The following is an 11,759-nucleotide window of genomic DNA, read 5'->3' as shown; positions in this document are numbered from 1 at the left end:
GGCGTTCGCGCTGCGAATCAGCCAGAATGGTTGCATGTGCCGACATCCCGCGCCATGTCCGGCGGGCGGATGCGCTATCGTGAAGGTTGGCCGTGTCGAACCCGTTCTCGCTTGATCGCTGGTCGGAAGACCCCGCCCCCCGCGCGCCGGATCCGGACGGCGGCGGCATTGCCGCGCGCGCCCGCGCGGCGGCGGGCCGGCAGGCCGGACATCTCGAAGGGCTCAACCCCGAACAGCGCGCCGCGGTCGAGACCACCGAAGGGCCGCTCCTCGTGCTTGCCGGCGCCGGCACCGGCAAGACCAAGGTGCTCACCGCCCGCATCGCCCATATCATTGCCGCCGGGCTCGCGCGGCCGAACGAGATCCTGGCGATGACCTTCACCAACAAGGCCGCGCGCGAGATGAAGGAGCGTGTCGGCCATCTCATCGGCGGCGTGGCCGAGGGCATGCCCTGGCTCGGCACCTTCCACGCGATCGGCACCAAGCTCCTGCGCCGGCACGCCGAGATCGTCGATCTCCGGCCGGATTTCACCATCCTCGACACCGACGACCAGATCCGCCTCCTGAAGCAGATCCTCCAGGCCGAGAATATCGACGAGAAGCGCTGGCCCGCCCGCGTGCTCGCCGCGATGATCGACGGCTGGAAGAACCGGGCGCTGCCGCCGGAAAAGGTTCCCCACGGCGAGGGCATCGGCTTCGCGGGTCGCGGCAGCGCGTTCTACGCGCTCTATCAGGAGCGGCTGAAGACGCTGAACGCGGTCGATTTCGGCGATCTCCTTGTCGAGACCATCCGCCTGTTCCGCGACAATCCCGAGGTGCTGGCGCAATACCAGAAGCGTTTCCGCTACATTCTCGTCGACGAGTATCAGGACACCAACACCGCGCAATATCTCTGGCTGCGGCTGCTGGCGCAGGGGCGGCGCAACATCGCCTGCGTGGGCGACGACGATCAATCGATCTATGGCTGGCGCGGCGCCGAGGTCGACAACATCCTGCGCTTCGAGAAGGATTTCCCCGGCGCGAAGGTCATCCGCCTCGAGCGCAATTACCGCTCGACCGGGCATATCCTCGGCGCGGCCGCGCATCTCATCGCCCATAACGAGGGCCGGCTCGGCAAGACGCTGTTCACCGAGGGCGAGGCGGGCGAGCGCGTGAGCGTCGCCTGCGCCTGGGATTCCGAGGAAGAGGCTCGCCAGGTCGCGGACGAGATCGAGGCGAGCCAGGTCAAGGGCCACCGGCTCGACGAGATGGCGGTTCTGGTGCGCGCCTCGTTCCAGATGCGCGAGTTCGAGGAGCGCTTTATCACCAACGCGATCCCCTACCGCGTCATCGGCGGCCCGCGCTTCTACGAGCGCGCCGAGATCCGCGACGCGCTCGCCTATCTCAAATGCGTCGCGAGCCCCGCGAACGACCTCGCCTTCGAACGCATCTTCAACACCCCGAAGCGGGGTCTCGGCGATGCCGTGCTGGCGACGCTGCACGCCCATGCGCGCAGCCAGCGCATCCCGCTGATGCAATCGGCACGCATGCTGATCGAGACCGAGGAACTGAAACCGAAGCAGCGCGCCACCCTGCGCGACCTGATGGCGGCCTTCTCCCGCTGGTCTGCGCAGATGGAAACCCTGCCCCATCACGAACTCGCCGAGCTGGTGCTGGAGGAATCCGGCTATACCGACATGTGGAAGAAGGACCGCTCCGCCGATGCGGCCGGCCGGCTCGAGAACCTCAAGGAACTCGTCCGCTCGATGGAGGAATTCGAGAATCTCGCCGGCTTCCTCGAGCATGTCGGCCTCGTGATGGATGCCGCGGCGAGCGAGGGCGGGGACCGCGTCTCGATCATGACGCTGCACGCCGCCAAGGGCCTCGAATTCGAGACCGTCTTCCTCCCCGGCTGGGAGGAGGGCGTCTTCCCCCATCCGCGCGCGCTCGACGAGCAGGGCAAGGCCGGCCTCGAGGAGGAACGCCGCCTCGCCTATGTGGGGCTCACCCGCGCCAAGCGGCGCGCCAAGCTCTATTTCGCCGCCAATCGCCGCATCCACGGCCTGTGGCAGGCCTCGATTCCCTCGCGTTTCATCGATGAGCTGCCTGCGGCCCATGTCGAGGTGCAGGATGGCCAGGGCACCTATGGCGTGCAGGACCGCCGGATCCATGGCGGCGGGCATTCCCGGTTCGACCGCGCACAGCCATTCCAGGCTTCGAGCTATTCCACCCCCGGCTGGCAACGCGCGCAGGCCGCGGGCCATGCAGGCTTCCGCCCCTCCTCGGCGCCGCCGGACCCCGCGCGCTTCGGCGCACGCGGCGGCCCCAGGCAGATCGAGGGCCGCGTCCTCGCCTCATCGACCGGCGAGCCCTCGCGATTCGCGGTCGGCGATCGCATCTTCCACATCAAGTTCGGCCCCGGCTCGGTAGCCGGGATCGACGGCAACAAGCTCACGGTCGATTTCGACAAGGCCGGCCGCAAGATGGTACTGGAGAGTTTCGTGCAGGCGGCGTGAGGCGACAGCAAGAGAACACCTTATTCACAGTCAAGGACGGCGCGCGTATTATTTTTCGCGTTTTTTCTTGTTTCTCATCGCTCTGTGTCGTGTCAGTTAGTAGACGCTTCGTCGAATCAGGAGCGTCGCCATGCCCTCCGTCCCCACGAGTTCCCGCGACATTATCCGTCGCCTTCGCACCGAGGGCTGGAAGTTGCTGCGGATCGAGGGCTCGCACCATCACTTCGGCAAGCCGGGCCTGACGCTGATCATCACGGTGCCGCATCCGAAGAAGGATCTGCCGATCGGCACTGCGCGGCGTATCGCCAAGATCGCCGGCTGGGTGTAAACAGCGGCCATGAGTCACTACCTCGCCCTGATCGAAGAAAGTGACGGAAACACCGCCTTTGGCGTGTGGTTTCCGGATGTGCCTGGCTGTTTTTCGGCGGGGGACAGCTTCGAGGAAGCCTTGCACAACGCGCCGGAAGCTCTCTCCGTGCATCTCGTTCTGCTGATCGAGGCCGGCGGCGAGTTGCCCCGCCAGCGCTCCCTCGCCGAATGGCGGGCCGACCCTGCGCTGGCTCAGGAACTCGGAACCCACATCGTTGCGGCGATCCCGCTGCCGCCCCTCGCCTTCCGCCCAGCCGCCGAGTAAAGCGCTGCCGAAGGCCTCATGGCCGCCCGAACCGATTGCGAGGATGCCCCGGAGGCGCAAAGCCATGCCCCCCCCCCTCATCGCCCGCCTCCTCACCGACGAGGCCACCGCCACCCGCCTCGCGGACGAATTCTCCGAGCGGTTCGAGCCCGAGGAACTCGCGGCCTCCGCGTTCGAGATCGCGGATGACGCGGCCCTACCGGTCGCCTTCCGGCGGCCGGACCGGCCCGCCGCCGGCCGCGAGGGCCCCATGGGCACGCTGCTGCCCGACAGCGCGGCGCCCTGGCAGGCGGAACTGGTCTTTGCCGGCGCCATCGACGAGGCGGCGATCCGCGCGCTGGTCGCCGAGATCGCCGGCGCGGAAGCCGGTCAGGCCCTCGTTTTCGAGCGGATCGAGGCGCGGGACTGGATCGCGGCGTCGCTGGAGGGGCTGGAGCCCGTTTCGGCCGGGCGCTTCACCATCCATGGCGCGCATGACAGGGCCGCGCGCCGGCCCAACCGCGTCAATATCGAGATCGAAGCCGCCCTGGCCTTCGGCACCGGGCATCACGGCACCACGCGCGGCTGCCTCCTCCTGCTCGATTCGCTGCTGAAGCGGCGGCGCCCGGCGGCAATCGTCGATATCGGCTCCGGCACCGGGGTGCTGGCCATGGCCGCCGCCGCAATGCTGAAGCGCCGCGTCCGTGCCGGCGAGATCGACCCCGATTCGGTGCGGATCGCCCGCGCCAATGCCCGGCTGAACGGCGTGCCGCATCTCGTCCGCCCCGTCGTGGCCGCGGGGCTCAAGCACCCGGCGCTGCGGGCGCGCGGCACCTATGATCTCGTCTTCGCGAATATCCTCGCCGGTCCGCTGAAGCGGCTCGCGCCCGAGATCGCCGCGGCCACCGCGCCGGGCGGGCATGTCATCCTTTCGGGCATGCTCGCGGGCGACGTGCCGGGCATGCGCGCGCGCTACGGCGCCTTCGGCTTCCGGCTGCGGCGCCGCATCGATCTCGAAGGCTGGTCGAGCCTGCTGCTCGCCAAATGAAAAGGCCCCGGAGAACCGGGGCCAAGTCGCCATCGCTGGCTGATCAAGTCGCCGTTGCCGGCCGGGCCGGGCTTACTCGCTGCCGAGCAGGCCGGGATGGGCCGCGTTGAGCCGGCGCTGCAGCGCGCGCGCCTCGACGATCACGTCGCGGACGAAGCGGCTCTGCGCCAGGACCCAGGTGAACAGGGTCATGAGCATGGGATATTCCTTTCAGCGGTTGAACGGCAGGTCGCGCGCGGCGATGTCGCTCTCGGAAGCGGTCTCACGCAGCCGGAGACCATAGGCGATCTCGAGCCGGGCAATCTCGCGCTCGGCGCGGCGGCGGCGGCTCTCGATCATCGCCTCGCCGATGCGGGCCCAGAAACCCTTGCGCGCGGCGGGAGCGGTTTCGGCGCCATCGGTGCCGGCAAGCGGCAGGAGGGCGTTGGAAAAAGTCAGGCTGGCCATCATCATCTCCTGTGTCAGGGCGCCGGATCGGGGGGAGACCGGCGCATCGGACTAGGCACTGGGTATGCAACCAAAGTAGTTGATTGTTGCGCTGCAACAAGAGAGGATCCTGCAGGCTTGATATGCGCTAAACGCAATTCTTTGTTAATTTCCTTAACCGGCTGCGCGTTTTTTGCATATTTTCGTCACAATCTGCCCAGACCGCACGCCCCCTGCCCTGCATGCGGCAAGAGAGGCGCATCGGAGCCACATTCCCGCCCAAACGCACCGGACCGGCTTGAAGCGGCCGGACGAAGCCCCTAGTTTCGCGGCAACGAAGAGGCACGCTTGGCCGGTTCCCGTTTCCAATCCTTCACCGCCGCCGGCCGGCCCGATCTCTCGCGGGCCCGGCTCGCCGCGCTGCGCGGCGAAATGGCCCGCGCCGGCCTTGCCGGGCTGCTGGTGCCGCGCGCCGACATCTTCCAGGGCGAATACATCCCCGAGAGCGAGAACCGGCTCGGCTGGGCCACCGGCTTCACCGGCTCGGCCGGGTTCCTGATCGTGCTCGCGGAAAAAGCGGCGCTGTTCGTCGATGGTCGCTATACCGCGCAGGCCAGCGCCGAACTTGACCCCGCCGTCGTGCACGCCATTCCGCTCGCCGAAACAGCGCCGGAAACCTGGCTGCGGGCCAACACCGCGGCGGACGCGCGCATCGGCTACGATCCGGCGCTGTTCACCCCGCGCGGCCTGAAGCGGTTCGCCCGCGCCGCGGAAGAAGGGCGCTTCACGCTCGCCCCGCTTGCCGCGGACCCCTTCGCCGCGATCTGGCCGGAGCGCCCCGCCGCGCCGAAAAGCCCGGTCGTCGAGCACCCGCTCCGTTTCGCGGGCGAGGACAGCGCCGCCAAGGTCGCGCGGTTGCAGCAGGCACTGGCCGCCGAGGGGCTGACCGGGCTCGTCGTCAGCGAGTGCCCGTCGGTCAACTGGCTGTTCAATCTCCGTGCGGGCGATGTGCCGCATCTGCCGATCCTGCGCGCCTTCGCGCTGGTCCCCGCCGCCGGCCGGCCGCTTCTTTTCGCCGATCCCGTGCGGTTGGCGCCGCCGCTCGCCGCGCGCCTCGCCACCCTGGCGGACATCGTGCCGCCGGAAGCCCCGCCCGGCGACGGCCGCGCCGAACTCGTCGCGCGCCTCGCCCCGCTTGCGGCGGGGGGCAGGCGGATCCGCCTCGACGAGGAGAGTGGCGCCGTGCTCTTCGCCCGCGCCATCGAGGCGGCGGGCGGCATCGCCGATCCCGGCGCCGATCCGCTGGCGCTGATGAAGGCGCAGAAGAACGCCACCGAACTCGACGGCGCGCGCGCCGCGCATCTGCGCGACGGCATCGCCATGGCGCGCTTCCTCGCCTGGCTCGCGCGCGAGGCGCCGGCCGGCGGCATCACCGAGATCGACGCGGTGATCGCGCTCGAGGGGTTCCGCGCCGCCGACCCCGCCCTCGTCGACATCGCCTTCCCCACCATCGCCGGCGCCGGCGCCAATGCTGCCCTGCCGCATTACCGCGTGAGCGCAGCGACGAACCGGCCGCTCGCCCCCGGCCTGTTCCTGATCGATTCCGGCGGCCAATACCGCGACGGAACCACCGACATCACCCGCACGATCGTGATCGGCAGCGCCGGCCGGGCGATGCGCGCCGCCTTCACCCGTGTGCTCAAGGGCATGATCGCCCTGTCCCGCGCCATCTTCCCGAAGGGCACGAGCGGCGCGCAGATCGACGCCTTCGCCCGGCAGTTCCTCTGGGCCGCCGGCCAGGATTTCGATCACGGCACCGGCCACGGCGTCGGCAGCTTCCTCTCGGTGCATGAGGGGCCGCAGCGCATCTCGAAGCTCGGCACCGCGCCGCTCCTGCCGGGCATGATCCTCTCCAACGAGCCCGGCTATTACCGCGAGGGGCATTTCGGCATACGCATAGAGAACCTCGTAGCGGTCACGCCGATGGCGCCCGCCGGCGCCGAACGCGCGATGCTCGGCTTCGAGACGCTGACCCATGTGCCGATCGACCGGGCGGCGATCGTGAAATCCATGCTGACCCGCGCCGAGCGCGCCTGGCTCGACGCCTACCATGCCGAGACGCTGGCGCGCCTCGCGCCGCATCTCGCGGGAGCGGATCTCGCCTTCCTCGAAAAGGCGTGCCAGCCGCTATGAGAACGCGCGCCGAGGCCGGTTCCCGCGGCTTCCTGCTGCTGCTCGTCGTGCTCTCGATGCTCGGGCCGCTGACGCTCAACATTCTCGTGCCGTCGCTGCCGGGGCTGCCGCTGGCGCTCGGCACCTCGAAGGAGAGCGCCCAGCTCGTGCTCTCCCTTTATCTGTTCGGCATGGCGCTGAGCCAGCTCCTGCTCGGCCCGCTGGCGGACCGGTTCGGCCGCCGCCCGGTGATCCTTGCCGCGCTCGCGCTCTATGTCGCGGCGAGCCTCGCCGCCTTCGCCGCGCCGAATATCGAGATCCTGGTCATCGCGCGCGTGGTGCAGAGCTTCGGTGCCACCGCCGGTCTCGCCCTCGGCCGCACGATGATCCGCGATCTCCATGACCTCAATTCCGCCGCGAGCCTGATCGGCTACGTCACCATGGCGATGGTGGTTGCGCCGATGGTGGCCCCGCTTGTCGGCGCCACGCTCGACGAGGGGCTGGGCTGGCGGGCGATCCTCGCCTTCTGCGGCGGGCTGGGGCTGATGAGCCTCGCGCTCGCCTGGCGGACGCTGCCGGAGACGCGGCCCGCGAGCCTCATCGCCACGACCGGGGCCGAGGTGGCGCGACGCACGCTGCGGCTTGTCGGAAACCGGCACTACATGGCCTATTGGGGCGCCTCCGCCTTCTGTTCGGCGCTGTTCTTCGGCTTTCTCGGCGCCGCGCCCTATCTGATGATCGAGGTGATGGGCTATTCGAAGAGCGCCTACGGATTGTGGTTCATGTCGCTCTCGTTTGGCTACATGCTCGGCAATTTTATCTCCGGCCGCGCGGCGCGCGCCGCCGGGATCGACCGGCTGATCCTCTGGGGCAATGCGATGGGCCTCGTCGGCGCCGTGGCCATCCTGGTCCCAGCGCTGCTCGGCATTCTCCACCCGCTCGCCCTGTTCGCCCCGGCGATGATCACCTCGTTCGGGAACGGGCTGGTGCTGCCGAACGCCATCGCCGGCGGCGTCGGGGTCGATCCGGAAGCGGCGGGGGCCGGATCGGGGCTGATGGGGTTCGGCCAGGTGGGAATCGGCGCGGTGGTGAGCTTCGCCGCCGGCAAGGCCGCGCAGGATTCGGCGCTGCCGCTGGCGCTGATGATGCTCGCCTGCGCGCTGGCCGCCTTCGCCGCCGGCCGGCAGGCGGGAATCAGCCGCCGATCAGCGTGAGCCATTCGGCCTCGCTGATCACCTTCACGCCCAGTTCCGCGGCCTTGTCGAGCTTCGAGCCGGCGCCGGGCCCGGCGACCACGAGATCGGTCTTCTTCGAGACCGAGCCGGCGACCTTGGCGCCGAGGCTCTCGGCGCGCGCCTTCGCCTCGTCGCGGGTCATGCGTTCGAGCGTGCCGGTGAAGACCAGGGTCTTGCCGGCCACCGGGCTTTCCGCCGCCGGCCGCTCCGCCGGCAGGATGGTGAGTTCCGCGACGAGCCGCGCCACCATGGCCCCGGTTTCCGGCCGGGCGAAGAAATCCGCCAGCGCCTGCCGGACCGAGGGGCCGATCTGGTCGATGGCCTGCAACTCGGCCTCGGCATCCGCCTCGCCCGCGGCGATCCGCCGGGCGAGGCTTGCAAAAGCCGGCCAGTCGCCGGCGGCGCGGGCGAGGATCTTCGCCGTCGTCTCGCCGACATGACGGATGCCGAGCGCGAAGATGAAACGTTCGAGGCTGATCGTCCGCCGCGCCGCGATCGCTGCGAAGAGATTGGCGACGCTCGTCTTCCCGAACCCCTCGAAATTCTCGATCTTCTGGAGTGAGGTCTCGTTGCGCGCCTGAAGCGTGAAGATATCCGCCGGCTCGCGCACCCGCAGATGCTCGACCGGGCATTCGTAGAAGAATTCGATCTGCTTTTCGCCGAGGCCCTCGATGTCGAAGGCGCGGCGCGAGACGAAATGCCGCAGATGCTCGATCCGCTGCGCCGGGCAGGCGAGTTCGCCCGAGCAGCGTCGCACCGCCCCCTCCGCACCGCTGCCCGTCGCCTCGATGCGCACGGGACTGCCGCAGACCGGGCAATGCGCCGGGAAGATGTAGGGCTGCGCGCCCTCGGGTCGCCGCTCCGCCACAACCTCCACCACCTGGGGGATGACATCGCCGGCGCGCTGCACCACCACGAAATCGCCGACCCGCACGTCGAGCCGGGCGATCTCGTCGGCATTGTGCAGCGTCGCATTGGCGACGACGACGCCGCCGACCGTCACCGGTTCGAGCTTGGCCACCGGGGTCAGCGCACCGGTCCGTCCGACCTGGATCTCGATGGCGTTGAGCCGCGTCACCGCCCGCTCGGCCGCGAATTTATGCGCCACCGCCCAGCGCGGCGCTCGCGCGACGAAGCCGAGCCGGCGCTGGAGCGCGAGATCGTCGACCTTGTAGACCACGCCGTCGATATCGTAGCCGAGTTCGGGCCGCGCGGCCTCAATGGCGCTGTAATGCGCAAGCAGCGCCTCGACATCCGGGCAGCGCCGCATCAGCGGATTGGTCGGAAAGCCCCAGCGCGCGAAGGCGGCGACCATGCCGGATTGCGTCATGGCCGGCATCGCGCTCATCTCGCCCCAGGCATAGGCGAAGAAGCGCAGCGGCCGTCCCGCCGTCACCGCCGGGTCGATCTGGCGCAGCGAGCCGGCGGCGGCATTGCGCGGATTGGCGAAGACCTTGCCGCCCGCCTCCGCCTGCCGGGCATTGATCGCCGCGAAATCGGCGTGACCGAGATAGATCTCGCCGCGGATCTCGGCGATCGCCGGTGCCTCGGCCGGCAGCTGCGCGGGGATGCCGGTCGAAGCGAGAACCGCGCGGATATTCGCAGTCACGTCCTCGCCCTCGGCGCCATCGCCGCGCGTCGCGGCATGGACGAGCGCCCCGCTCTCGTAGCGCAGCGACAGCGAGAGCCCGTCGATCTTGGGCTCGGCGGTGAAGGCCAGTTCCTGCTCCGCCGGCCAATCGAGGAAGCGCCGCACGCGCGCCACGAAATCCCGCGCCTCCTCCCCGGAGAAGACATTGCCCAGCGAGAGCATCGGCACCGCATGGCGGATCTTGGCGAACTTGCCCGAGGGCGCCGCCCCCACCGTCCCGCCCGCCATTGACCGCAGCGCCGGATGCTCGGCCTCCAGCCGCTCCAGCCGCCGGCGCAGCGCGTCGTATTCCGCGTCCGATATGACGGGCGCGTCCTCCTGGTGGTAGCGCCGGTCGTGCTCGGCGATCTCGGCCGCGAGTCGGGCATGCTCGGCCGCGAGCGCGGGAGGAACCGGCACCCCCGCCATTCACGCCTCCAGCAGCCGCCGCGCGGCGGCCCGGGCCTCGTCGGTGATCGCCGCACCGGAGAGCATGCGCGCGATCTCCTCGCGCCGCGCCTCGGGCGCGAGCCGGATGACGCGGGTCGCGAATCGCATCGGGGCACGCTCCTCCTCCGGCGTCCCCTCGCCCGCTGTTACCTCGCCCGCTGTTACCTCGCCCTTGGCGATGTGGAAATGATGCGCGGCGCGCGCCGCCACCTGCGGCGCATGCGTCACCGCCAGCACCTGGACATTGCCGGCGAGCCGGGCGAGCCGCGCGCCGATCGCATCCGCGACCGCGCCGCCGACGCCGGTATCGATCTCGTCGAACACGAGGGTCGGCGCCGAACCGCGATCGGCGAGCGCCACCTTGAGCGCGAGCATGAAACGGGCGAGTTCGCCGCCCGAGGCGACCTTCATCATCGGTCCCGGCCGCGTGCCGGGATTGGTCGCGACATGGAATTCAACCCGGTCGATGCCGCTGGCGTCGAGCCGGGCCGGGTCGCTGTCGATCTCGGTCGAGAAGCGGGCGCGTTCGAGCTTCAGCGGCGGCAATTCGGCCGCGATCGCCGCGTCGAGCGCCGCGGCGGCGTGGTGCCGCTTGGCCGAGAGCGCCTCGGCCCGCGCCCGCAGCAGCGCCTCCGCCTCGCGCGCCCGCGCCTCCAGGGCGGCGAGCTGCGCCTCGCCATGGTCGAGCATGTCGAGATCCGCGGCATGGCGCACGGCGAGCGCGGCGAGTTCATCCACCGGCACATGGTATTTGCGCGCCGCCGCGCGCAACGCGAAGAGCCGCTCCTCGATGCGCTCCAGTTCGCGCGGCTCGAATTCCGAATCGCGCAGCGCCCGTTCGAGACCATCCTGCGCCTCGTCGAGCGCGGCGAGCGCCGTCTCCAGCGCGCTGACCGCTCCGGCCAGCGCCTCGCCACCGCCATCGCGCCGGCGCTCGATCCGCCGCAGCGCCGCGAGGATCACCGGCCCCGGCGCCCGCTCGCCGCTGATGAGATCGGCGGCGTCGCGCAGATCGACGATCGTCTTTTCCGCCTGCATCATCGCCTGCCGGCGCGTCGCCAGCGCCTCCTCCTCGCCGGGTTCCGGCGCGAGGGCGTCGAGTTCGGCCGCCGCATGGCGCAGGTAATCCGCCTCGCGCCGGCTCGCCTCGAGCCGCGCCGCGGCCTCCGCCGCCTGCCGCGCCGCCTCCCGCCAGCCGGCATGGAGCCGCGCGAGATCCGCCACCTCGTCCTCCAGCCCCGCGAACCCATCGACCAGCGCGCGATGCGCCGCCGGGTCGATCATGGCGCGGTCGGCATGCTGGCCGTGGATCTCGACGAGAGTGGCACCGATCGCGCGCAGCACCTGCACGCCGGCCGGCTGGTCATTGACATAGGCGCGCGAGCGCCCGTCGGCGAGCTGGATGCGGCGCAGGATGAGTTCGCCCTCCGCCGCGAAACCAGCCGCGGCGGCAAGCGCGCGGGCCGGATGCGCCGCAGGCACGTCGAACATCGCAATCACCTGGCCCTGCACGGCGCCGTGCCGCACCAGCGCGCCATCGCCGCGCGCGCCGAGCGCAAGCGCCAGCGCATCGAGCAGGATCGACTTGCCCGCGCCGGTCTCGCCGGTCAGGACCGACAGCCCCTCGGAGAATTCAAGATCGAGCCGGTCGATCAGGACGATGTCCCGGATCGAGAGGCTGAGCAGCATC

General features: G+C 70.2%; 10 protein-coding genes. 6 read left to right on the top strand and 4 right to left on the bottom strand.

What is annotated here, in order from left to right; genetic code table 11:
- Positions 1 to 92: 92 nt before the first annotated feature.
- The 4 genes from FWJ24_RS03995 to FWJ24_RS03980 all read left to right on the top strand — a co-directional run bounded on the left by FWJ24_RS03995 (position 93) and on the right by FWJ24_RS03980 (position 4,156).
- Positions 93 to 2,495 carry an ATP-dependent helicase gene (locus FWJ24_RS03995; protein WP_150286453.1) on the top strand — a complete coding sequence of 801 codons (2,403 nt, stop codon included), beginning with the start codon at positions 93 to 95 and terminating at the stop codon, positions 2,493 to 2,495.
- Positions 2,496 to 2,625: 130 nt separating this feature from the next.
- Entirely contained in the window at positions 2,626 to 2,823 is a 198-nt protein-coding gene (locus FWJ24_RS03990) for a type II toxin-antitoxin system HicA family toxin (RefSeq protein ID WP_150286452.1), read from the top strand.
- Between the two features lie 9 nt (positions 2,824 to 2,832).
- Entirely contained in the window at positions 2,833 to 3,129 is a 297-nt protein-coding gene (locus tag FWJ24_RS03985) for a type II toxin-antitoxin system HicB family antitoxin (RefSeq protein ID WP_150286451.1), read from the top strand.
- A gap of 64 nt (positions 3,130 to 3,193) precedes the next feature.
- Entirely contained in the window at positions 3,194 to 4,156 is a 963-nt protein-coding gene (locus FWJ24_RS03980) for a 50S ribosomal protein L11 methyltransferase (RefSeq protein ID WP_150286450.1), read from the top strand.
- A gap of 72 nt (positions 4,157 to 4,228) precedes the next feature.
- Here the strand turns inward: FWJ24_RS03980 and FWJ24_RS14905 are convergent, their stop codons facing one another.
- Together FWJ24_RS14905 and FWJ24_RS03975 are read right to left on the bottom strand one after the other, a co-directional pair.
- Positions 4,229 to 4,354, bottom strand: a complete 126-nt coding sequence (locus tag FWJ24_RS14905) for a hypothetical protein (RefSeq protein WP_281291937.1) — start codon at positions 4,352 to 4,354, stop codon at positions 4,229 to 4,231.
- A gap of 12 nt (positions 4,355 to 4,366) precedes the next feature.
- Positions 4,367 to 4,603 carry a hypothetical protein gene (locus FWJ24_RS03975; RefSeq protein ID WP_150286449.1) on the bottom strand — a complete coding sequence of 79 codons (237 nt, stop codon included), beginning with the start codon at positions 4,601 to 4,603 and terminating at the stop codon, positions 4,367 to 4,369.
- Positions 4,604 to 4,930: 327 nt separating this feature from the next.
- Between FWJ24_RS03975 and FWJ24_RS03970 the strand changes: the two genes are divergently transcribed.
- Positions 4,931 to 6,775: an aminopeptidase P family protein gene (locus FWJ24_RS03970; RefSeq protein WP_246155497.1), complete on the top strand. Its 1,845-nt coding sequence runs from the start codon at positions 4,931 to 4,933 to the stop codon at positions 6,773 to 6,775.
- The gene (locus tag FWJ24_RS03965) at positions 6,772 to 7,968 is read left to right on the top strand and encodes a multidrug effflux MFS transporter (RefSeq protein WP_150286448.1); all 1,197 of its coding nucleotides are present in this window, start codon (positions 6,772 to 6,774) and stop codon (positions 7,966 to 7,968) included. The genes FWJ24_RS03970 and FWJ24_RS03965 overlap by 4 nt, the downstream gene beginning before the upstream one ends.
- Here FWJ24_RS03965 and ligA read toward each other — a convergent pair.
- On the bottom strand, positions 7,949 to 10,048 hold the full coding sequence (gene ligA, locus FWJ24_RS03960) for an NAD-dependent DNA ligase LigA (RefSeq protein WP_150286447.1): 2,100 nt from the start codon (positions 10,046 to 10,048) through the stop codon (positions 7,949 to 7,951). The two genes, FWJ24_RS03965 and ligA, sit on opposite strands and share 20 nt — an antisense overlap.
- Positions 10,049 to 11,758 carry a DNA repair protein RecN gene (gene recN, locus FWJ24_RS03955; protein WP_150286446.1) on the bottom strand — a complete coding sequence of 570 codons (1,710 nt, stop codon included), beginning with the start codon at positions 11,756 to 11,758 and terminating at the stop codon, positions 10,049 to 10,051.
- Position 11,759: the final 1 nt, after the last annotated feature.

This window comes from Rhabdaerophilum calidifontis, assembly GCF_008641065.1.
GTDB classification, from domain to species: Bacteria; Pseudomonadota; Alphaproteobacteria; order Rhizobiales; family Beijerinckiaceae; genus Rhabdaerophilum; species Rhabdaerophilum calidifontis.
Note: the sequence above shows the minus strand (reverse complement) of the source record. Positions and strands in the feature narration are given on the sequence as shown.

Bases quoted from the DNA above. Each gene is read 5' to 3' on its own strand.
- FWJ24_RS03985 (WP_150286451.1), top strand. From the start codon at position 2,833: ATGAGTCACTACCTCGCCCTGATCGAAGAAAGTGACGGAAACACCGCC.
- FWJ24_RS03990 (WP_150286452.1), top strand. From the start codon at position 2,626: ATGCCCTCCGTCCCCACGAGTTCCCGCGACATTATCCGTCGCCTTCGC.
- FWJ24_RS03975 (WP_150286449.1), bottom strand. From the start codon at position 4,603: ATGGCCAGCCTGACTTTTTCCAACGCCCTCCTGCCGCTTGCCGGCACC.
- ligA (WP_150286447.1), bottom strand. From the start codon at position 10,048: ATGGCGGGGGTGCCGGTTCCTCCCGCGCTCGCGGCCGAGCATGCCCGA.
- FWJ24_RS03980 (WP_150286450.1), top strand. From the start codon at position 3,194: ATGCCCCCCCCCCTCATCGCCCGCCTCCTCACCGACGAGGCCACCGCC.
- recN (WP_150286446.1), bottom strand. From the start codon at position 11,758: ATGCTGCTCAGCCTCTCGATCCGGGACATCGTCCTGATCGACCGGCTC.
- FWJ24_RS03965 (WP_150286448.1), top strand. From the start codon at position 6,772: ATGAGAACGCGCGCCGAGGCCGGTTCCCGCGGCTTCCTGCTGCTGCTC.
- FWJ24_RS14905 (WP_281291937.1), bottom strand. From the start codon at position 4,354: ATGCTCATGACCCTGTTCACCTGGGTCCTGGCGCAGAGCCGCTTCGTC.